The organism is Endozoicomonas sp. SCSIO W0465, assembly GCF_023716865.1.
GTDB lineage: Bacteria > Pseudomonadota > Gammaproteobacteria > Pseudomonadales > Endozoicomonadaceae > Endozoicomonas.
The window spans coordinates 4,503,957-4,525,143 of sequence record NZ_CP092417.1; the positions used below are offsets into that span (position 1 = coordinate 4,503,957).

Annotated in this window: 19 protein-coding genes; 12 read left to right on the forward strand and 7 right to left on the reverse strand. The window is 46.7% G+C overall.

All coding sequences use genetic code 11. The features are described 5' to 3' along the window. Positions 1 to 109 precede the first annotated feature (109 nt). From MJO57_RS20295 to MJO57_RS20305, 3 genes are all read right to left on the reverse strand, one after another. Complete coding sequence (locus MJO57_RS20295) at positions 110 to 1,033, reverse strand: hypothetical protein (RefSeq protein WP_252018258.1); 924 nt, start codon at positions 1,031 to 1,033, stop codon at positions 110 to 112. Beyond that, complete coding sequence (locus tag MJO57_RS20300; RefSeq protein ID WP_252018261.1) at positions 1,030 to 1,800, reverse strand: glycoside hydrolase family 25 protein; 771 nt, start codon at positions 1,798 to 1,800, stop codon at positions 1,030 to 1,032. Before MJO57_RS20300 ends, MJO57_RS20295 begins: the two co-directional genes overlap by 4 nt. Positions 1,801 to 1,870: 70 nt before the next feature. Further along, entirely contained in the window at positions 1,871 to 3,385 is a 1,515-nt protein-coding gene (locus MJO57_RS20305; protein ID WP_252017330.1) for an IS66 family transposase, read from the reverse strand. Here MJO57_RS20305 and MJO57_RS32855 point away from each other — a divergent pair. The 6 genes from MJO57_RS32855 (at position 3,384) to MJO57_RS20330 (ending at position 7,769) form a co-directional block, all read left to right on the forward strand. Next, positions 3,384 to 3,506, forward strand: coding sequence for a hypothetical protein (locus MJO57_RS32855; RefSeq protein ID WP_256491774.1), 123 nt, complete (start codon positions 3,384 to 3,386; stop codon positions 3,504 to 3,506). The two genes, MJO57_RS20305 and MJO57_RS32855, sit on opposite strands and share 2 nt — an antisense overlap. 109 nt (positions 3,507 to 3,615) lie before the next feature. Continuing rightward, complete coding sequence (locus tag MJO57_RS20310; RefSeq protein WP_252018263.1) at positions 3,616 to 3,999, forward strand: hypothetical protein; 384 nt, start codon at positions 3,616 to 3,618, stop codon at positions 3,997 to 3,999. A gap of 40 nt (positions 4,000 to 4,039) precedes the next feature. Beyond that, entirely contained in the window at positions 4,040 to 4,435 is a 396-nt protein-coding gene (locus tag MJO57_RS20315) for a hypothetical protein (RefSeq protein WP_252018265.1), read from the forward strand. 220 nt (positions 4,436 to 4,655) lie between these two features. Beyond that, on the forward strand, positions 4,656 to 5,522 hold the full coding sequence (locus tag MJO57_RS20320) for a hypothetical protein (RefSeq protein WP_252018266.1): 867 nt from the start codon (positions 4,656 to 4,658) through the stop codon (positions 5,520 to 5,522). Positions 5,523 to 5,535: 13 nt separating this feature from the next. Beyond that, positions 5,536 to 6,633, forward strand: coding sequence for an HBL/NHE enterotoxin family protein (locus MJO57_RS20325; RefSeq protein ID WP_252018268.1), 1,098 nt, complete (start codon positions 5,536 to 5,538; stop codon positions 6,631 to 6,633). A 59-nt stretch (positions 6,634 to 6,692) separates the two neighbouring features. Beyond that, positions 6,693 to 7,769, forward strand: a complete 1,077-nt coding sequence (locus MJO57_RS20330) for a hypothetical protein (protein ID WP_252018270.1) — start codon at positions 6,693 to 6,695, stop codon at positions 7,767 to 7,769. Positions 7,770 to 7,848: 79 nt separating this feature from the next. Here the strand turns inward: MJO57_RS20330 and MJO57_RS20335 are convergent, their stop codons facing one another. After that, entirely contained in the window at positions 7,849 to 12,330 is a 4,482-nt protein-coding gene (locus MJO57_RS20335) for a hypothetical protein (RefSeq protein WP_252018273.1), read from the reverse strand. Between the two features lie 14 nt (positions 12,331 to 12,344). Beyond that, complete coding sequence (locus tag MJO57_RS20340; protein ID WP_252018275.1) at positions 12,345 to 13,526, reverse strand: hypothetical protein; 1,182 nt, start codon at positions 13,524 to 13,526, stop codon at positions 12,345 to 12,347. A gap of 336 nt (positions 13,527 to 13,862) precedes the next feature. On the opposite strand from MJO57_RS20340, the gene MJO57_RS20345 reads away from it, so the two are divergent. From MJO57_RS20345 to MJO57_RS20360, 4 genes are all read left to right on the forward strand, one after another. After that, complete coding sequence (locus tag MJO57_RS20345) at positions 13,863 to 14,291, forward strand: hypothetical protein (protein WP_252018277.1); 429 nt, start codon at positions 13,863 to 13,865, stop codon at positions 14,289 to 14,291. Positions 14,292 to 14,333: 42 nt separating this feature from the next. After that, on the forward strand, positions 14,334 to 14,822 hold the full coding sequence (locus MJO57_RS20350) for a transposase (RefSeq protein ID WP_252018278.1): 489 nt from the start codon (positions 14,334 to 14,336) through the stop codon (positions 14,820 to 14,822). Next, a complete protein-coding gene (locus MJO57_RS20355; protein WP_252027077.1) occupies positions 14,791 to 15,273 on the forward strand; it encodes an IS1595 family transposase in 483 nt (160 codons plus the stop codon). Before MJO57_RS20350 ends, MJO57_RS20355 begins: the two co-directional genes overlap by 32 nt. 256 nt (positions 15,274 to 15,529) lie before the next feature. Beyond that, positions 15,530 to 15,874 carry a hypothetical protein gene (locus tag MJO57_RS20360; protein ID WP_252018280.1) on the forward strand — a complete coding sequence of 115 codons (345 nt, stop codon included), beginning with the start codon at positions 15,530 to 15,532 and terminating at the stop codon, positions 15,872 to 15,874. Positions 15,875 to 15,948: 74 nt separating this feature from the next. Here the strand turns inward: MJO57_RS20360 and MJO57_RS20365 are convergent, their stop codons facing one another. Continuing rightward, positions 15,949 to 16,173 carry a hypothetical protein gene (locus tag MJO57_RS20365; protein WP_252018282.1) on the reverse strand — a complete coding sequence of 75 codons (225 nt, stop codon included), beginning with the start codon at positions 16,171 to 16,173 and terminating at the stop codon, positions 15,949 to 15,951. Between the two features lie 163 nt (positions 16,174 to 16,336). Here MJO57_RS20365 and MJO57_RS20370 point away from each other — a divergent pair, with 163 nt between their 5' ends. Beyond that, a complete protein-coding gene (locus MJO57_RS20370) occupies positions 16,337 to 16,885 on the forward strand; it encodes a hypothetical protein (RefSeq protein ID WP_252018284.1) in 549 nt (182 codons plus the stop codon). Here MJO57_RS20370 and putP read toward each other — a convergent pair. Continuing rightward, a complete protein-coding gene (gene putP / locus MJO57_RS20375) occupies positions 16,854 to 18,389 on the reverse strand; it encodes a sodium/proline symporter PutP (protein WP_252018286.1) in 1,536 nt (511 codons plus the stop codon). The two genes, MJO57_RS20370 and putP, sit on opposite strands and share 32 nt — an antisense overlap. A 239-nt stretch (positions 18,390 to 18,628) precedes the next feature. Here putP and MJO57_RS20380 point away from each other — a divergent pair, with 239 nt between their 5' ends. Further along, complete coding sequence (locus MJO57_RS20380) at positions 18,629 to 21,013, forward strand: hypothetical protein (protein WP_252018288.1); 2,385 nt, start codon at positions 18,629 to 18,631, stop codon at positions 21,011 to 21,013. Positions 21,014 to 21,187: the final 174 nt, after the last annotated feature.

Sequence of the window (21,187 nt, forward strand, 5' to 3'; positions counted from 1 at the left end):
TTACCAGCAGTTTTTGAGAAGCTACCAAAAGTCGGCCTTCGCGTACTGGTGGCATTTTGCTATTCCTGATGTCTGTTTTAACCCTTTGACAACAGGATTCAAAGAAATATCAATTGTGGCGGTGAAAGTCAGGTAACAGTCCACTTCTCCAGTAACTGTGCCTGCGCAGTAATGCGCGAAAACACCAGAGCATTAGTAAAGTGAAGAGGATGGGCAGGATAAATACCTCGAGTAGAGTGATTGCCACGTAGCGAGTCATATTGGTAGCAAGGTGGCTGGTTTTTTCAGACAGCTTAACCTTGATATTGCTAAATTGTTCTAGTGAAGAACTGGCGTCGTCTTTAATGGACTTGTAACTGTCTCCTTTCAAGATATGGTGTCGTGTATCTCTGATAGCATGATAGCTATCATGAAACAGCGCTTCGGTAACTGCCTGACTGGTTTTGCTGACAGCATTGACAGATAGTGGAAAGATGAAAGCCAGCAAAACTACAATAATCAGCACACCTTCACCAAAGCGTATCAGTGACATATGCAAGCGACTGCGAGTGGGTAGCCAGGTATCCGTTGCAACGATGGCAATCATGCCCACTTCAGCCACCAGCACCAGCCATGGTGTTAGCCACTGAATCATGGTGAGCAGTGTATCAATGCTATGCAGTGCTACCAGGTTAAAAAGGGCAAAGTTCCTGCCATAAGCCACCATATCGGTCAGTTGGGAAATAATATTCCCCAACTGGATATTGGCATTCACAAAAAAGCTGATACCAAATTCACTACTTTGTAATACCATTAATCCGGCGTGCAGCTCAGCCAATAACAGCGTTATGGACCTGGCCCGTCTTTCAGCATCCTCAAGGAAGCCAGTGTTCTCCCTTATCAGGTTCCCCATTAACAAGTGGTCCAGATGCTGGAGCTGACCATTGCCTGCCAGCCACCAGGTGACAGCTAGCAGAATGCACAGAGCGGCGAGTACAACGTATTTGAAACCATTATGCAGGTGATTGACCGGTAAGTGTTGTGTGCTGTTCATACCCTGCAACTCCCCAGTTCTCGCATAGATTGTTCGTTTCCGCGATAAAGGCTCTGGTCAACATGGCCACCAATACCATGAACAATACTATTGTCTGAGTATTGCCAGAAGCTCCATGGAATACCTGCAATTTTACCTTGGTCAGAAGTGTAATCGCTGATCCAGAGGGGGTAGTCGGAAAAACGCATTTTCAGATATTTATTCCAGAACGACTTGTTGGTATAAATAATGGGCGTACAGCCGGTGCTTTCACTCACTTTATCCAACCACTGTTGGATATCATCATGAAACCCAGCCAGGTCTTTGCCCGGATGGACTTCAATATCTAAAACAGGAGGCAGTGTAAAATCATATGCGCTGGTGTGCTCTAAGAAATGTCTGGCCTGTTCAACTGGGTCTGTATCACGTGTATAAAAGTGATAAACACTGAAATTCATTGAAGTATCTTTTATTTCATTAATATTATTGCGTAGTTGAGGATCAACGTAATGTTTGCCTTCCGTCGCTTTGATAAAGGCAAAGTGAAATTTTTCTGATACGCCTTGCCAGTCTACACTACCCTGATAGTGGGAAACATCTATACCGTGAAGATGCTCGCTGGCAACATCTGTCGTTAATGGCTGACTACTCTGAACAGAAGAACTACTTTGTGTGGTGGCAATTATGCGGTGATAACTTGCATAAACAAGCACAATAATGGCAATACCAATCATGGTATCGAAAACATAAAACCATAGCTTAAACTTTGGTTTGAAAACCTGATCCATAGCCGTACCTTATTGCATAAATTATTTGTTGGTGGACTATCCCTTAGTCATCGGGAAAAATCAATAGTAACTATTCAGCACTGAGCAAAGGCATATTACAGTAATTCCGAACAGCTCTATGAAGTGATTGATATATGTCCATTCCCTGTTTTCTGGCAGACGACAAATAGCTGCGAATCCGTGCAAACATAGAACCACCGTCTGCACTCCTGAAGCAGCCTGAGATTTTCTGCTTTAACTTGGCCATTCGAACATCCCGCTCACTGCCATTGTTATCGAAGGGAATGGTAAAATCTGACATGAAGCGCAGTGTCTCAGCCTTGAACTCAGTGAGTCGTTTGAAGAGATTGTAAGCTTTAGTATTCTTGACTTTCTTGCGCTTAAGCTCCTCTCGTTGCTTCTCCATATAGACGACTTCTTTCATTAGAGCCCGCTGAAGCAACCGGTCATAAATCTTCTCGATTCGTTCACAGACAACACTTGGCATCTGTAGCATACCTATGGTCTTAAAGCCCTTGCAGTAATGCCAGGAAAGCCTCAGTAGCTTCATCAATCGCAACGCCAGTTGATTGCTGTCCCTATCAACAACACCCAAAAGCTCCCTCAGGTGATGGGCATTGCAAAGTACGTGAGTTGCCGCATATGCAAAATAGGATTTCCAATGATCATGAACCAGAACGCCTGCAAATGTTAGCAGTATGCCCATCGTGTCCATGGCCTCACGACCTCGCTTTTCAGACAAGTAGTAGAGCGTCCATTGTTCATCCCGCATAACGTGTAGCCAGTGCAAAGAGCCCTCGGCCCGCATACCCGTTTCATCGGCTCCGGCAACAGACGATTCCCGCAAGGCGTCACGAATAACCTCTTCAGTAGAAGCCAGATTTTCATAGGTTCTGGCCACAAAATTGGCGACAGTGCCTGCACTTACACTCATTTTATAGAGAGTATTAAAATACTCTGACACGCGCTTAAAAGGCAGGAAATGGTATTGGTTAAGATAGACGGCCATAGCCTGTGTGGCTGAGCCATATTGTGCGGCAGCGGTAACACCTTCCGGGAATTCAGCCTGATTCCGACAACCACAAGTGCAGATTTTTACTTCAGCTCTATGGGCCGTTACTTCAAATTCACCCGGTCTCCCTGGTTCAAACACCTGTCGTTCAATATATTTGACCGGCTCACTATCAAGAAGAGACGCCTGACATTTATTGCATTCTTTAACCGGAAGGTACTCAATATAGTCAGGGATATCGACCTGTTTAAGACAAGTGCCCTGATGCCCTTTCTTTCCACCGGCTTTATTACCAGAAGACTGTCTCAGACTTTTAGGATTGGGTTTTTCATCCGATGGATCGGTACCTTTATCTGCGGAAAGGTCGTCAGAATGATCTGGAGAATTACTGTTTTTACAAGGTTTTTGATAACCATCAGACGATGGCGGCTTGCTGCTGTTTTGACTGTTCTTGCCAACCTTTTCTTCCAATTCTCGACATCGCTCTTCCAGACAGGCAACTCTCATCCGCAGCTCTGCATTCTCTTTCAAGAGAATCTCAGCCGACATAGTTGCGGGTAGTTCTGGAATCATGCTGGCGAATATTGTGGAAAAATGGTGCTTAAGAGGATGGTATAAAAATCAGAAAATTCCAGATTTATGTGGGGGTGCTGAACAGTTACAATCAATAAAGACATTCAGAAAAGTTATTTGATTAATACGACAATAGGCTTTTAGTATAAAAATATTATTTTTGCACAAAAAACGCTCTTTTAATGCAAAACCAGTTGTGTAATCATGGCCGCAAAACATTGGTACAGATTATGAAGAAAATAAAAATCCTCGTTGTCATTGACTCTTCCGGGGCGTTAAGTTCGGCTGCCATTGAAAACAATGTTTACATGATTGATTCCAACCGGTGGCTTGGCTCTTGGCAGGAAGGGACTTGCCAGCTCCAAACAGTGGCAGAAGATGGGCAGCTAATCAGCTGGTGCGCGACCGGGATTTCCTCTGACAGTCAGGTCACTATCACAGCCTTTTCCGGTGATATGGTTAGCCAGTCAGTTTGCGTTCCGCAACCGTCAGGTGATGAAGCCTGGGAAGGCCGGATAGAAACCAATGGCGGCTCTGGTCGTTATCTTTATCAGATTTCTATCAATGTGAACGGGCAAACGTTCAGTTTTTCCCCGTATCTTGATGTTGAGTAGTGCTTGGTCATCATTCTTATAAACAAAAAAGAAGGAACCTATGAAAACCATTCAAGTATTGATCGTGGTAGACGCTTCTGCCGCATTAGCCAGCAATGACTTGCAAAGTAATGTCTACCTGGTGGATACCAATAAATACATGGGATCTGGAAATGAAGGACAGGCGGAACTGAAAACTGCCTGTCAAGATGGGCAGCTGATCTGCTGGAGGGTAGTGCCTATCTCTCAGGATAATGAGGTCAGCATCAGCAACTTTACCGGCCAGATGATCAATGACAGCGTATGTGTACCTAAGAGACAGGGCATAGAGGGAGACATTTACTGGGAAGCCAGGGTAGAGGCCCGAGGCACCACGGGTATCCAGCAATATGCCACGGTACTGGTGATAGATGGCAAAAGCATGACCTTTGATCCTTATCTGGATATCAGATCCTGAAGGGGTACCGGTTATGTTAAATCCTCATGTTGACACTGCCATCAATATGCTGACAGAAGTTTATAACGATATCCGAGGCGTTTCAAACTTCGCCAATACCTGCAACAGCTTTGTGATCGGCCATGTAGCCTCCGACCCTGATTGGTTGGTTTCGGCCCGTAGCCGTTCTGAAGCTCTCCGGGGCGTAATGAATGCCTTTATGCGTCAGAAGCCGGATATTATGGCAAGCATTATTGTCTCATTCGTAGATTATCAGACTCTGTTTGCTGCCTTTGCCACCCAGTACAAGCAGTTAAGTAGCACTGACGACTGGCTAAGTATGCTCGAAAGTCTCAAGAGTACTGCCACGGCCAGCATGAATACCACTAATAATGCCAATGCCGGGTTTTCAGATGCCTATAAGAATGTCAGTGACCGGGCGTTTCTGCTGGATGATAGTATCAGCCAGGGCTGGCAGGCGTTGTCCGGTGAAGAGGCGGAAATGACCCGGATTGCCGAGGCGATTGGTGAACTGACCAACTCCATTGCCAGCCTTGGTGCTGAAGTGAATTCCGCAGATCTTCGGGCAGGAAAGACCTATGTCCAGAGTCTGGTGAAAATGGCTTACAGCGTCGTGATGGAAACCGCTTCTTCGGTGCCCTACCTGACCATAGCCACGGGTTTGCTGAGTATTGGCGAAGGCGTATATAACACCCTGAAAAATGCTTCAGATGTTCAAACTCAACTCGATAAACTGACTCAGCTGCAAAATCAGGCAACCCAGGCCGCCCAAGCCACAGCGATCACCAAGGCGGTGTTGCAACAGCTGAACACCCTTGAGAAATCCTTTCTCAGTCTGGACAGTTCTCTGCCCGCTTTATCGCTGCTATGGCAGAATGAGATTGATAAACTCAGCTCAGCTATAAATGCTATTAACGCTGGCTCTGACCCATCACTGTTGTTTGATTTACAGACAGCAGAAATCGCCGCCGCTTCCTGGCAAACCATCACCGACTTTGCAAACCAGTTACATCAGGCTCCCCAGGTGGGCAATAGTATACTGGTAAACTGTGAAGATAAGACTATTTCCCTAATGAATCACGAATAAAAAGGACTTCACCATGTCAAACAACACACAACTGAACAGCACACAACAGTCAACACAGTCAGCTTTTCTGGCGGTTCATGTCATTACTGCCCAATGTCACGCCATTCTAAATACCCAGTTCACGCCACCAAGTGTTAAGCCAGAATGGTTTGACGACCTGAATACCAAACTGGATACCGCCAAGTCCGTGGCAAAAGACTGGGTTGATAATCTTGCTCCGGAAGTGTCTGCATCTATTCCTGCGCAGATTATTGATTATAGCGCCACCTTTAATGCCTCTGTGACGGCGATACACGAGTTGTATGGCCAGGACCCTGGCGCCAGCGGCAGCGATAATGCAACTGTCGTACAGGCCAAGGCCATTATGCAGAACCTGTCCACCGAGGTTGGGAAAAAGCAAGCCGTAGTCACGGAGATGCAGGCCAAGCTGACGGCCTGGGGTAGCCAGATGCAGTCAGCCCATGATGACCTGGTCACGGGTGCCAGTAATATTCAGCAGACCATCATTGATTTGAAAACCGATATTGAAAATATGGATAACGCCATTGCCAATAACCGGGCCGCTATTGAAAAACTTAACAAAGACCTGGTCTATGCCCAGGTAGCGGTGGGTGTCGGTGTCTTTATGCTGGTCGCCGGTGTGGCCCTAACGGTTGCCACGGCTGGAACGGCAGCGGTTGTTTCCGGTGGCATTGCAGCAATGGGCGCAGCTTCCATTATTGGCGGTGCGGTCACCTGGGGTGTCATTCAAGGACAAATCAACGACGATTACGACAAGATAGCCCAAGAGCAAAAGCAAAAATCGGCAGACCAGCAACAGATCATCGCTCTTCAGGGCCTGTCCAATGCCAGTAGCGCGGTCGTCAGTGCTATCGAGCTGTCGACCAGCACGCTATCGGACTTTGAAACTACATGGAAACTGTTTGGTGATGAATTGCAGGGCGTGATCGACAAGCTGGATTCCGGTGCGGATATGTCATCCATTATTATGGAGAAAGTGATGACCGATGCAGCCAAAAACGAGTGGGTTGCTGCAGTTGAGCTGGCCAAGCAGTTGGCTGGCGCCACGGTGGCTGTGGAAACCAAGGAAGTAACCCCGGCAGCAGCGTGATGATAGGGCGGCTTCTGTAGATCAGGAGTCGCTTTTCTTTTTTCCAGCAGGCTTTCATTATGTCAGACAGTGCCAGTGAAACCATTTCGTCTCGGGTTTCTAACTCACTCAGTGCCATGGTGTTGTTAAACTCTTCTTGTCAGGCCGTTGTTGAGACTTGGATTTCCCAAGCTTCCGGGACTGGTCAGTCTAATGAACAATGGTATGACAAGGTGCAATCAGGGCTGGATGCCCTACAGAAACTGGTAAGAGACTGGCGGCTCAGTGGTAACCTCTATTTTAACCAAACGCTATTGGATGCTGTGATTACCACTGCTAATGAGTTTGTACAGGCTAAACCACTGGCAGATCAGTACTTTGCCCAGCTCGGCAATGATATTGATACCGACATTCAAAATAATCTGATTGCCTTGGTCAATGGCATTGCAAGCCATGTTAATACCCTTGAGCAGAGCGCCCTGGGATACAATACGGCGCTAAACGACTGGGCAAAGCAGGTAGCAGATGCGCAACAGAATCTGAATCAGATCATCAGCGAGATACAGGCACAGGAATCGCAGCTGCAGGCGGACATTGCCCTGGCTAATGAGCAAATCGCCGATATGGAAAAACAGATTAACACAGCACGGGAAGCGATCAGTAAAGCGAAATCAGCAGAGAAGAAAGGCATCTTCGAGACGGTCTTTGGTGTTGTCCTTGCGCCAGTTACCGGTGGCCTGTCGTTAATTCTGGCGGGCATTGGTGTCAGCTCTATTGTTGAGGCGGAGCAGGCGGTATCGGATCTTGAGAACTCTATTAAAAAGAGTCAGGCAAAAATAGCATCCGATCAGGCAGAACTGTCCGATGACCAGAAGCAGGTAGTCTCCCTGAAAGCGCTTTTGTTAAGTGTTGGTACAGTCATCAATGATTGCACCTGTATCACTAATGCGCTTGAGACGCTTCAGACAACGTTAGGCAGCATTAAACAGGAGGCGAATGGCGTCGCCGATAAACTATCGGCGGCCACAACAGCAGAGCAACTGATTCTGGAGAAGGTCTGGTTCGAAGCGGCCTTTAATGAATGGCAGGATATTCTTGAAACGGCCCGGACTTTGTCTCAGGCCAGCCCTTCAGTTTCCAGTGTGATGGTGGAGTAATTGTCAGACACGAATACCAGGTCAAGGACGCAATTCCATATAGTGAGGTACACAGGGTTGTTCCCTGTGTACCTGCCGATTAGAATTTCAGCCAGCTAAACGCCTCCTCTACTTTCTTTTTGGCAAACCCTGCGGCTTTCATGGCGCTTTTGACCGTCCCCTTGCCAAACCCGGCTTTTTTCATGGCTTTTGCAACACTCTTATGTCCTTTGTTCCACAGATCCCCGGCCTTGAGCATTTTGGCGATATCTTTGGAACCAAAACCGGCACTTCGCAGGTATTTAGCCGCCTTTTCGGAATCAACACGCAAGGTGTTTTTCAGCACTTTGGAGACGTCCTTGACGGCAAATCCGGCACCTTTGAGCAGTTTGCCCACCGCTTCATCACTTTCTCCGATATTCTTCAAAGCGTTTCCTATATCATGGCCATTAACACCTGCCGCCTTCATCTCTTTGGCGATAACCGAAGGCGAGGCGCGGGTCACTTTTCTAAGCGATTTTGCCACGGTATTGGCGCTGTGGCCGATGTCTTTCAAAGTTTTGGTAATATCCTTGGCCCCGCAGCCGAAACTCTTTTGCAGCATCCGGGTGACGCTGTCTGCGTCATGCCCAACATCCTTCAACAGCTTAGCTGCGCCCTGGGCGCTGGTATTGAAACCGTGTTTCAGCTCATTGCCAATCTGCTCCGCTGTTCTGCCACTTTTGTTCAGCAACCGGGTGGTATCTTTCGAGGTCTGTTTATAGCCAGACTTCAGGGCTTTGCCCACCGAGCCAGCCGCTTTTGATATTTCTATAACACCGTCATCCAATGCATTGAGCCACTCTTCAGCAGTGTCGTATAAATCAGCCACTATGGTCTTGATTTCATTCAGCACCAGTTTGCCCAGTTTATCCAACTGGGCATTTTTGGCTGAAGCTTCGATATTGAAAGAAAAGTGTTCTCCAGCAAAAGTGAACCGACCATCCAGCTCGATATAGGCTTTATTATTCTGGTAGCCCATTTCCAGATCGGTACTGGCTGATGTTTTAATCTTCAGCTTACCCAGATTGGCTTTTACATTCAGTAGCCTGGCCAGCTCAAATTTGCCATTCAGCAGGAAATGGATAGCGCCGCTTAGGAACATATCCGTCAGCGAACCCAGGGAACCTTCAATCTTCCAGTCCAAATCATAACGGCCTTGAATAAAGTTCTCTTTGAGGGTGATGGAAGTATCAGACTCGACAATAATGACTACACCTTTAGCAGTAATATTGGCCAGGGTCGCGGACTCCTGCCCCAGTAGTCTCAGTCTGCCACTGAGTGCTATATGCGGATTTCTCAGCGCCTTGATCTCATGTTTGGGCTGCTTGAAGGAAGAAAGACTGATCATCGGGCCTTTCTTGTCGTCATAGTCGCTGAACCGGAAAAAATCCTTGCTAGCAATCTGGATGGGTTTGGTTATATACGACGTTGCAGCAATACCTTTGCGGTCACTGATTTCCACTTGTGTGGCCCAGCGTTCGCCAAGAATTTGCAGGCACCCAGACAGGTAATAACCCTGGGTAAACGTCAGTTCGCCCATACGTGCGCCAATCGGGGCAATATACACCTGTGGTGTTACAGCCACCTCCAGCATCTTATCTTTCAGCGTCACGGTATAGTGGCGCATTCCCTCAGACATATCCGTCAAACTCCAGATGCGTCCTTGCTTTCTTACGACAATCAGCAACATTTCCGCACTGGCGGGAATAACGACGCCTTCATGACTGAAGGCATTGGATACCGCCTCGTGATCTTTGCTGTCCAGTGCCGATACGGTATTGGCGGCAATGGAAAAGGTTCGGACTGAGCGGAGTTTGATCGATTTGAAGGCCTGATTAACCTCTTTGGGCAGATGGGCTACTTTGGCAAATTCCTCAGTAATATCCGCGAGGCTCAGCTGGCTGATGGAACCCGCCAAAACACTTTTTGACGGATCGGTTGAATCGGCAATAACCGCGATGGACGAACTGAACCGTTTGGTATCGATCTGAGCGGCGATGCCCAGACTGGGAATGCCTCCCCAATTGATGCCCATTGCCAGCCCCATATTACTCAGTTTTATATTGCCGAAATGAAGGCTGCCCAGTGCTGAACCGGCAAAGTAAATCCCCCCCGGTAGCAGGCTCATGGCCATATTAAAGTTGACCTGTTGTTTCTGAATCTTAACGGTCAGCTGACCTGTCAGATAAAGCGACACTTGTCCTTTTTCTGTCAGAAAACCAAACTGGGCGGATAGCGGGTGTTTACCCAGCAGACTGGTATTGATGGAGGTGAACACTCGTGTTGCATCCGATGGGTTGGTGGCGACCTGCAAGGTTACCTGCAAAGACGGATCAAGCCCAAGCACCTGTTTTAGTAGTTTCATGTCTTTGGCTTTGGTATCCAGTGTCAGAGTCGCGTGCCCGTTAAAGCCTTTTACCACGCCGCCACTGGTTGGCGTTGGAATCGAGGAGGCATTCAGGGATGGGTTGCTGAAAGACGCCAGTTCCGGAAAGGTAAAACCGGGGCTGTCAAAACTGGAAACCAACAGGGTCAACTGGCTCAGGGTGAGTTTGTCGTCGATGACCCTGAGCGCTTTAAGACCCGGTAGCTTTGAGAGTTCAGGCTCGTTCAAAACCAGACCAAATGCTGAACCCCATTGGCCAGACTGTTTACCAATATGTAAAGCCAGCGTACCTATGTCATTCACTTCAGTGGCCAGCAGAAAACTGTAGTCAGAACCGGTTTTGTGCAATTGAATGGTGTTCTCCACAAAATCCAGATCAAAGGATTTTGGTAAAGACAGCTCTCCAGCGGTCAACGTTGCCAGTATCTCGCTGAGGGAAGTTTTCGGGATATAGCTGTAGATCAGCACATCACCGGGGGTGCTGTAGGTCAGCCGGAGCTCATTCTTGTTAAGCATCATCTTACCACTGACCGAGCCGCGGAAACCCTGACTCTGCTGGTATGCGATGTACATGGAAACATCATCAACTTCCAGAGTGGTGGGGCCGACGGGAATAGAAAAAGAGCCATCCTCACCATACATGGTCATAGCCATACTGTATGATCGACCAGGTTCTACGCCAAGCCTGAGCGTGCTGATAGTCATGTCAGCCGGCAGCGGGATTTCCGGGGCGTATTTGTTCAGCAGTTGTCCAAGCGGAATACTTTCCCCGCTGTCCATTGTGGCGTACAGCGCAAAACCATCGGAAGAATCAGCGGTCACGCTACATCCCACACTCCCGATATTCATCCTTGCAGTGAGTTTGGTGGTTGTTCGTCGATCCTTGTTAGAGAATGGGTTGCGAACCTTGAAGGTACAGGCAATGCTGCTTAAGGTGAAGAGGTCGGGCCATATTTCCCAGTCCAGTTCGGGCATGCCGACGACAACGGTAGCATCTTTGACGTAGATGTCGCTCAATCGGGCATAATTGACCAGCAGACTGAAACCAGTCAGTTCCAACTTTCCAAGCCCCTTTACTAGTTTTTGTAGTTCGTTTGGAAGGTGATCAATAAAACCATTGTCGCTGCCACTGATGCCGGCCATGGATGAAAGATTGGTTAGAGATAGCCCTTCGCATTCGGCAATGCCATACCACTCATTGATACCGGGTTCGTACGGCATACTGAGGATTGTCTGGATGCCAGCATTGGGAAGGGCTACAGACCCGTTAAACGCCTGAACTGGTCGAAATGCCGGATTAGTATCAGTCAGAACCCACTCATCACTGATGGGTGTGTAGACGATAAGGCTATCGCCTTTTATTTGAATGACTTTCTGACCAAAAACGCTGTTGATCCCCACCTCAATGGTCAGCAGTATGCCCGGTACAGTACCTTCCATCTGATTAGCCACATGCCAGGGAAACAGGAAGTTGCTGCCATCTTGCTGGAAACGGGCTTTCAGATCAGTGGGTGTTTCTCCTTGAACCGGTGGCCGGATGGTTCCGGAGACGGTTAGTGCGGTGGTGACCTGAAAGGCGTTGGCGGCTATAGCCACAGGGCCTTCAGGGCGAACCATGCCAATAAAGTTTATGCCAGTATTTAGCTGGCGTTGGTCACGAGGATCGATCAGGTTGCCGCTGCTAACAACAAAAGAAGCATTGAAAAAGCTAAAATCATCGAGAGGAACACGTTCAGGCTGCCAGCTCTCGCCGGTCTGGCGATTGAACAGCAGGAATTCATTTTCATCTGCGGTCTTAGGCAGCTGAGGGAAGCTCTTTGAAAATCGCCAATCGTTGGGACCAGGGTTTTCATCGAGCAGTTTATAGTAAGTGACCATCTGGACATTTACATCGTCGTCTATCCAGCTGATCAGCTCCGTTTCGACATTGGGAACGTTCAGATAAGCGCTTTTGCCTTTAATTCGAATGGACTGTTTGTCTTCATCATACTCAACGAGTTCAATGCTGTTCAGGTTGATCGCACGATTTTCGTAACCCCGGGTGAAAAACGAATTGAGTGAGTCAGGCAGGTCGTTGCTTTTTAACGAGAGGGTTTTGTGCTTGAGCGCCTGGTTCTGTATGCCAAACAACTGAGATAATGTGTTGAAATCCATAACCCATACTTCTCTTAAATTTCACGAGGTTCATAAAATGTGATGCCTTGTTTGTAATAAGCCCAGTCCTTCATATTCGCATCTTTTGGGGGAACCCAGTACAGGGGGTGTCCCTCTGTAAAGGGAATCTCGTGTTCCACAAACGGGTTTGGCTCCGTCATGGCCTCCATGTCAGTTGGCACCAGATCTGGGTAGCTGGTGTCGTGCCAGCGATCAAAATCAGTGAGGGTGCTGTTAGTGTTCCTGTAGCCTTTGACCACTCTTAATTCCCAGCGAACGCCTGAGCCGTGATGCCCGTCGACCCGCATGAAAATGCCATTTTCCGTAGTGACAACATACTTTTTAATTAACCGCTTGCCGCATGAGACCAGAAGCTGCGCAACGATATCTTTGGTGACAAAAGGATAGGCTTTCAGGGTGTTATGATCGGCGCAGATCTCCATGCCCATTCTTACGTTGCGAAAATCGATGATATGTTCAGAAACATTGGGCCACATACCCGAACGCTTGAAATATTCAGCCTGATTTAACCACTCGCCGTCGTATTTTATACCTTTGGGTTTGGACTTTTCGTCGGCAGACATTCGGTAGGACGGCATACCATCAGTTTTGATTGGCCGAAGCTTATCGACCTTGACGCCGCCGCCTAGCTCAATGCCGCCATTGATGACCAGTGCCGTATTATTGTCCACCAAAACCTTTTCATCAAGGCCTGCCGGGTGAGGTTCCTCTCTGGTCCACATAATGGTGCCGGGAATCACCAGCCAGTGTTTCAGTGCTTTTTTGGTGGCAATCGTCTGGGTTAATACATCAGAGATGGCCTTATACATGTCAGCCGGATAGGAGCGTGGTTCTTCCGGGGGACGAAAGAAAAACTCCGGCATGGCAAAAATATTAAGGACGCCATCTTTCTTCAGATCTTTCCGGTATTCCAGCGTCGTGACAGCCAGTTCAAGGGCGGTAAGGGTGCGTTGAACGCGGGCGAAAACATCCGCATCACCTTTCACCATTTTCAGGTTTTCAGGCTGACCGGACAGTTTTACAGTATAGATGGGTGGCTTCTGTGCCAGCACCTTATCCCTGTCAACAAGACCTGCCGCTACCTTCATATCGGGAAACTGTCGAAAAATCGTTTGCTGTTCCCGATAATCAAGCAGTAAGCCAGCAGGTAGCTCATGCTGTACGCCGGTGCTCATGTAAATTGTGGGGGTGTGATAGGGGATAAAACGAATGTGAGAGTATGCCATTGCGATGATCCATGCTCACTGCTGACCGGTTAAAAACCGTGGGGTGGAAAAATACTTAAGGACCTGGAAGCCTGTTTGACTTAAGGCTGACCTGCTGCGTTTGTAATAAGTTAGTCTAGTTCTCGTCCAAAAACACAACCAATTGAAAACTGTAGATTTTATCCTGAAAAATTAAGTGGAGCCCTACTGCTATCTGGCAACTAAACTTCCCAAGACCAAGAAACATAAGGGATTGCCAAAAACAGAGGACTCCAAATGCGCAAAAAACGCAACCCGTAGTGTAGTATGGAACTCCATTACGTACCTCATGAAATCTGCTCCCAGCTTTCCGGTATCTCGCAATGGCTTGATGCCCATCCACAGTTCAATGACTGGATTTATGAGGACTTAAGTTCTGGTGATAAACAGAACACTGGGCGGAACGGACTATCAGCAGAATCCGTTCTTCGTGCGGCACTCCTGAAACAGTATTTGAATTGTGATTTTGACTACCTGTCGTTTGTTTTGATGGACTCCATGCTCTTTCGAGACTTTTGTCGCCTCGAACCAAACCAGCGCCCCAGTCGCTCCAGTTTGCATGGGCTTATCAGCCTTCTTACTGCATCTACATGGGAACGGATTAATAACTGTCAGCTAGTTCTCGTCCAAAAACACAACCAATTGAAAACTGTAGATTTTATCCTGAAAGGCTCTTTTCGAATTACGAACTGCTGAACTATCCTTGGTGGATATAATTAGCCATCGCCAGCATTGACCATGAATATAGGCCGAATCTCAGATCTCATCAGTAATGAAACCTGCTTTGAGATGATCCGTGAGAACCGCTGGCCAGATGGCACTGTTCTCTGTCCGCACTGTGATTCTGAGAATGTCAAAAAGAATGGACACGACAATGTGCAGGTAGAGTGCCAGCACTATTACTGTAAGTCCTGTAAGCGCTACTTCGATGACCTGACAAATACGGTTTTCGCAGGACACCACCGACCACTCAAAGTCTGGATTGCCTGTCTCTATTTAATGGGGCTGAACGTCTCCAACAGCCAGATAGCTCAGGAACTTGATCTGTGTGTCAGTGATGCACACCATATGACCACAGTCTTACGAAATGGTGTTGTTGACCGAAAGCCTGAAGTGATTCTTGATGGCGAAGTTGAATTCGACGAGGTCTACATTGTAGCTGGTCACAAGGGACACCCTGAAGCATTAAAAAAATCTGGATCGTCCACCGAGAAAAAGAAGGCTTAAAGGCGCTCCGGGCCGTGGGACTCTTGAAAAAGACAAACCGCCGGTATTGGGAATGATTCAAAGGGGAGGTCAGGTCATTATCAACATGCTGTCGAACGTTAAGAAGGCGACAATCGAACCATTTATCAAGAAACACGTAGCCCCACAGAGCCAGATTTATACCGATGAATACAACATCTATGATGACCTTGAAAGCTGGGGCTTCAGACATAAAACGGTCTGTCACGGCAAAGGTGAGTATGCTCGTGATGATGACAAAGACGGTATTTACGAGGTGCATGTTAATACTATGGAGGGGTTTTGGTCACTTCTACGCTCGTGGCTAAGGCCTCACAGGGGAATATCCCAAGAGGCTTTACCCCTTTACCTTGGCTTTTTTGAGTTTTTGCATAATATTGGCCGAAGAGGCAGAAGTCTTCTTCAGCCCTTAGTCAACTTGCTGGTTACATAGCAGTCTGGAATTGGAAAAGAGCCAAAAATAAAACGTCGTAAGATAAAGTAATTGTACGTAGATTCGCCACCGGTATCTGGATCGTATTTACCGAGAAAGCCATGCGATCTCTAAGGAGATAGACAACTGAGTGTAATAGTAGATGAATTTTTCTACTTAACTTTTTATAATTATCCTGCTTTCAACGCTGAAATTCATACCTTTCAAACAAAACTGAACCCTTGATCAGTTTCATCAGTACGGGCAACTATTCACCATGGCCACCAATGGAGAGTCAGCCAGAAAATGGCTGGAAGAGAACAGGGAGCAGATCTCTGAAGAGCGAATTCTCCAGATACGCAGTAACCTGGTAAAAAAAATAAACCAGATGACGGATGCTGATAACCAGAATGTGTCGGATGAACATCAAGGATTGCTAGAGGCCCTTGATGTAATGGATGTCTGGCTTCAGGAACGTACTGCATCAAAGGAGGCAACAATGGAAGCATCAGTACTGGATTACAGTCCGCTCATTCAGGAGCCATCGGAACCTGTCCCTCAGCTGACTCAGGAAGAGAAACATCGCCGCTTTCAGAATCTGCTGAAGGCCACAAAACAATAATCATCAGGTCAATGGCGAGGTTACTCTACATACGCTCAGTGAAGAGACAACCTCATCGGCCGGATGTCGGGGCATCACACTTTCAACCGCTCACATTCCTCAACGACCCGGTCATACGTCCAGTCACCACTGCCGGGATGCTTCACCTCATGTTCAATCAATTTCTGGCACATCTGCATAGGATTCAGTCCCTTTTTAGCCAATCGCTCCAACGTCTGCTTCAGCTCGTTGTCTGCTTCACTGAATTCCTGAGCACTTTTGGACCCCTTCTTTCTGACTGCAACTTTTATTTGTTTCATCGTCAATTCACCTAAAACAATGTGGGACTCAGGTAGGCTACCTCAGAATAGCCCAGCTAGCGAGGGTAGCGAATAACTGCAGGGCAATCTATTCTCAGGGCAGTACCTTGAATAATCTATACTCTTTTCATTGATTCTGCGCGCAGTAAAGCAGGAGTTAATTATGAAACGTCTCTACTACCTGACTGACTCACTCGACAGTGTAACCAACATTACTCAAGACCTGCACCAGGATGGCATCACCGACTGGCACCTCCATGTTTTGAGCCGAAATGAAGCTGGCCTGTATCATAAACAAGTACACAGTGCCAACATGCTGCAGGAAAACGATGTACTTCATTCAGGAGAGCTGGGGGCCCTCATTGGCGGTGCTGTCGGTCTGCTGGCAGCCACACTGATTGAGTGGTGGAACCCGATTGGAATAGATATACCGCTACCCGCCCTTCTGGTAGTTGCTGGTGTATTCACGATGTTTGGTGCCTGGAGCGGTGGATTGGCAGGTGTCACCCGTGAAAATTACAAAACGGCACGATTCCATGATGATCTGATAAAAGGCAAACACCTGATTATGGTGGATGTTTCTAAACATCAGGAGCAACGTGTACGCTACCACCTGAGCAGATACCATCCTGAAGCCTGTCTTGCCGGTGAGGATACCACACTGACACTGCCTTTTAGCCCTAACTTCTGGCATTATCCGCGCCATAACTAGGAGGCTCATCCTGACCGTCACCCGATGACGATTTCACAAGCGACTGCACCTTCTGAAAAGTCCCTGACTCCTCATCAGAAGGTGCCTTCCCAATCAGGCTAAACACCACGATTGCCATTGAAGCAGCGATAAAGCCGGGGATAATCTCGTAAATTTCAAAAATCCCTCCACTGAGCGAGCGCCATAACACGACAGTAACACCACCTACAATAATACCGGCAAGCGCCCCCAACCCGCTCATTCTCTTCCAGTACAGTGAAAACAGCAGTGCAGGACCAAAAGCCGCACCGAATCCTGCCCAAGCATAAGCAACCATCTCAAGTACAGAACTACCCGGATTTAATGCCAGCACCGTAGCCAGTAAAGCAATACCAACAACAGCAATACGGCCAACCATCAGCATCTCACCCTGAGAAGCATTGCGACGCAGCATATTTCGATAAAAATCCTCCGCTACCGCAGTAGAACAAACCAGCAGCTGAGAATCTGCTGTACTCATAATGGCGGCCAGAATTGCAGCCAACAGAATGCCGGCTATGATCGGGTGAAAAAGGAAATTGACCATCAACATAAAAATAGCTTCGGGGTCATCCAGCACCAGCCCCTGCCGCTGGGTATAAATGATTCCGGTCAAACCAACCAGCAAAGCCCCCACCATACAGATTCCGGTCCATGAAACCGCAATACGCCGCGCCAGCGTTAGCTGATTGCTGGACCGCACTGCTTTAAAACGTGCCATAATATGCGGTTGGCCAAAGTACCCCAGCCCCCAGCCCAGTAATGACAAAATAACAAGCAAAGAAAGGGGTTCCCCCCGAACATCAGTGAACATGTTGGTCAGATGGGGGTTCAATTGTGTAATCTCGGCCAGTACCTGCTCGGAGCCACCGGTGACTTCCAGTACCGTCACCGGAACAATCAGTAACGCGGCCGACATCAGTAGGCCTTGCACCAGATCGGTCCAACATACCGCCAGGAAACCACCAAACAGAGTGTAGGAAACCACACTCAGCATTCCAAGGATTACCGCCAGCTCATAGTCAACGCCAAAAACCGATTCAAAGAGCTTGCCACCGGCAACCAAACCTGAACTGGTGTAAAAAAGAAAGAAAATCAGGATAAATCCAGCACTGACCGGTTGCAGGACATACTTTAGGTCGGAGAATCTATTGGAAAAAAATTCGGGAAGCGTCAAAGAATCGTTCGCGACTACACTGTATATTCTTAATCGACGGGCCACCAGGAGCCAGTTCAACCAGGTTCCTCCCAGTAGCCCCAGCCCGAGCCAGATCGCTTCAAATCCGGCAGCAAATGCATACCCGGGCAGACCGAGCAACAACCAGCCACTCATATCAGAAGCACCGGCACTTAATGCTGCTGACCAGGGTCCCAGTGAGCGCCCGGCAAGAAAATAGTCAGAAGAGTTTTGAGTTCTCTGCCAGGCAATGTAGCCAACACCCAGCATGACAATAAAATAAATTAAGAAGGTTATTATAATTTGCATTTAGTTTTCCACGAAGGATTAACTCTTGAAATACCTATTTTCAACAGTAGCTTATATTTTTGATTAGCTTCAATTGGGCATACTTACTGTGGTAACTTGTTATTTCACAAATAAAATCTGCCAAAAACATGACACTGCTTAATTAATCAGAAAGATTACCTTAACGGACAATGGATATCGTATTTTTCTAGATAATTTACGCTACTATTTTTAGACAAAGCTCTAATTTGGACCAAGACATGCATAGCTATAACATTACCACACCTATCAACCCTGAACTGATCAAACTAGACGAACCAGAAAAGGCAAAATACTCGGGTATCGAAGACAATAAAGAAACCAAAATTCTGAATAGCCATGGCAAACTGGTTTCTAAATTGGGACGGAATATTGAGCGTCATCTTGATAAAGTAACTATTGATAAAGAAAAATCTGCTGAAAAATCAAGAATGCATCAATTTCAAAAAGACATGACCAAAAGGCGTGTCGCATTATTAACAAAAGATGTACAAGATGATAAAGACAGATCAGATTACGTCGACAGTATTCTAAAGCTCCCTGACGAAATACCATCTGCATGCACCTATGTTGACAAGGATCAGTTCGAGAGGCTTGTCCAATCCGATACAGAAATATATCTCTCTTATGAAATCAAGCGTTGCAAGTCAGGGGAAAGCCTTGTTGAGTTAAAAAAAGAAGTCAACAGGCTTAAAGAAAATAATAAGCTACCCATCACAGCAATAGATTCACTGAACAAAAAAATAAAGAACCAAATGGCAATTCTTGTTAAGGCAATGCCGAAACACCTGAAAAGCATTCCATACGATGGAGATCCAGAAAAAGACTTTCTTATGACCAGGAAAAAGTGCAATGCTGTTATAAATCTGTTTAATTCTGCTGTAAAAATTGATGAAAATCTAGGCAAGATGCATAGAGAAGAATTCAGAGACATGATGATTGATACATTCTCACGGGATGTAAAAGAAGTAAAAAAATTATGCCTTGCACGGGATAACCTGAGAGAGAACCTACAATTATCAAAAGACATTAATAGCTTATGCGGGGATATTAAACCATTTTTTAAACAGGTTTCCTCCCACTCTGAAAAGGACAGCCATAAAATTGAAGCCAGTAAAGAAGCAGCGTTAAGTGAATTAGAAAATCAACGCAAGATTATCCCTAACCTGGTAAGTCGTCTGAATAATGAGTTGAGAGGAGCCTCTGAGCACATCAGAGCAGAGGCGGGTTATATTCTAGAAAAAAATAAACTTGAGACAAAAAAAACCGAACAGGAAGCGAAACGTGAAAAAGCCTGGAAAATCAAAAAGCCATGGGTTGGGCATGAAATAGAAAACACAAAAAAACAAATTGCTAAAAGTGAAAAACGTGCTAAAAAAATGCGCGAAGAATTTCAGGCGAAACAAATTAACTATATTCATATCTATGGTGAACTAGTTCAAAGACTGCAACAATTCACATGCGTCAATGCCATTTATGACGGTCTGCCTCCGGGTGAAGACGTCAACCCACATCCAGAGGAAGTCTTAGCGGCTGCCAGGGGTGGGAAAGTAACTGCACCATTGCAAGCCCTCCATAATATGGACACGGCGACTGTGACAGGAGAGTTTAACTATGCACTGGGTTTGCAGTCCTTCAATGAATCATGCATTCATAATCACTTTCGTAATCCTGCACCAGAGCAACCAGGCGGGCTAAACGAAGACCAGATAAACGAGCTTCAATCGCTGGTTAAACAGGTTCAATCAGAAACCTCCAAACTGAACACAGCCTCCGGCAATCAACACTCTGATATTTTCTATGCCTATGACCAACTGGTTCTAGCTCAAATTGCAAGTGATCTGGCCCAGCAAAATAAAGGTGATATAACCCTGAATCAGTTAAAAGAAGCGCAAGCGTTGAGATTCGACAAAAAGGCACCGCTGCCGCTACCAGATCTGGTTGCTGTACAGGGTTTAAATGGTCAACGCAGTGTAACATCTGACCACGCAAAGACATGGCCAAAATCCAAACTAATGGCAGGGATAGGGACAGATCATTCGAATAGTGATACCTCAGAATTATCATCAAGCAATCAAACCTGGCAAGTTGATGCACATGTTGAACAAGTGAATCAACCTGATGACGATTATGATGATGATGATGATGATGATGATGATGAATGGGATGAGGATGATCGCACTTTGAACAAAGATCCGGCCCCTGAGGATTATCTCGCTTCGAATAAAGATCCAGCCCCTCAGGATTATCTCGCTTCGAATAAAGATCCAGCCCCTCAGGATTATCTCACTTTGAACAAAAATCCGACCCCCAGGGATACTCAAGAGTTTTTTAAAAATGATATTATTAAAGAAACTCAAGAAAAGCATCCTGACTATGCCGGGGAAATTAACCATTTAGGCAGTCACTTTCTGTCCTGGCTTAATCAAGAACTTCATGGGCAGTACCTAAATTACGAAGAAACTTATGCTGAATTTGCCAAACTCTGTGAACAACTTGTTCAGGGAAAGTTCAGTCATATTGATATAGATGATCTGTATATGGAACTTGATCGAGTGATACTATCAAGACTTCCACAAGATCCCGGAGAATCAACAAAGCTGTGATAAAATTCTGTTGTTTCTACTATCTCTTAAAACGTACGAGATTCCGAACTAACCAGTCATATGGGAAGCCAGGAAAAACCACAAGATCACCCCACACCTATCGAACGACAATAGGTGTGGAGATGTAACTAAAAGACAGTGTGTGGCCAGGGGATTATCAACAGAGATAACCCA

Bases quoted from the DNA above. Each gene is read 5' to 3' on its own strand.
- MJO57_RS32855 (WP_256491774.1), top strand. From the start codon at position 3,384: ATGCTGGCGAATATTGTGGAAAAATGGTGCTTAAGAGGATGGTATAAA.
- MJO57_RS20300 (WP_252018261.1), bottom strand. From the start codon at position 1,800: ATGGATCAGGTTTTCAAACCAAAGTTTAAGCTATGGTTTTATGTTTTC.
- MJO57_RS20365 (WP_252018282.1), bottom strand. From the start codon at position 16,173: ATGAAACAAATAAAAGTTGCAGTCAGAAAGAAGGGGTCCAAAAGTGCT.
- MJO57_RS20310 (WP_252018263.1), top strand. From the start codon at position 3,616: ATGAAGAAAATAAAAATCCTCGTTGTCATTGACTCTTCCGGGGCGTTA.
- MJO57_RS20330 (WP_252018270.1), top strand. From the start codon at position 6,693: ATGTCAGACAGTGCCAGTGAAACCATTTCGTCTCGGGTTTCTAACTCA.
- MJO57_RS20295 (WP_252018258.1), bottom strand. From the start codon at position 1,033: ATGAACAGCACACAACACTTACCGGTCAATCACCTGCATAATGGTTTC.
- MJO57_RS20340 (WP_252018275.1), bottom strand. From the start codon at position 13,526: ATGAGCACCGGCGTACAGCATGAGCTACCTGCTGGCTTACTGCTTGAT.
- MJO57_RS20325 (WP_252018268.1), top strand. From the start codon at position 5,536: ATGTCAAACAACACACAACTGAACAGCACACAACAGTCAACACAGTCA.
- MJO57_RS20320 (WP_252018266.1), top strand. From the start codon at position 4,656: ATGGCAAGCATTATTGTCTCATTCGTAGATTATCAGACTCTGTTTGCT.
- MJO57_RS20350 (WP_252018278.1), top strand. From the start codon at position 14,334: ATGAATATAGGCCGAATCTCAGATCTCATCAGTAATGAAACCTGCTTT.
- MJO57_RS20315 (WP_252018265.1), top strand. From the start codon at position 4,040: ATGAAAACCATTCAAGTATTGATCGTGGTAGACGCTTCTGCCGCATTA.
- MJO57_RS20335 (WP_252018273.1), bottom strand. From the start codon at position 12,330: ATGGATTTCAACACATTATCTCAGTTGTTTGGCATACAGAACCAGGCG.
- MJO57_RS20370 (WP_252018284.1), top strand. From the start codon at position 16,337: ATGAAACGTCTCTACTACCTGACTGACTCACTCGACAGTGTAACCAAC.
- putP (WP_252018286.1), bottom strand. From the start codon at position 18,389: ATGCAAATTATAATAACCTTCTTAATTTATTTTATTGTCATGCTGGGT.
- MJO57_RS20305 (WP_252017330.1), bottom strand. From the start codon at position 3,385: ATGATTCCAGAACTACCCGCAACTATGTCGGCTGAGATTCTCTTGAAA.
- MJO57_RS20360 (WP_252018280.1), top strand. From the start codon at position 15,530: ATGGCCACCAATGGAGAGTCAGCCAGAAAATGGCTGGAAGAGAACAGG.
- MJO57_RS20345 (WP_252018277.1), top strand. From the start codon at position 13,863: ATGGAACTCCATTACGTACCTCATGAAATCTGCTCCCAGCTTTCCGGT.
- MJO57_RS20380 (WP_252018288.1), top strand. From the start codon at position 18,629: ATGCATAGCTATAACATTACCACACCTATCAACCCTGAACTGATCAAA.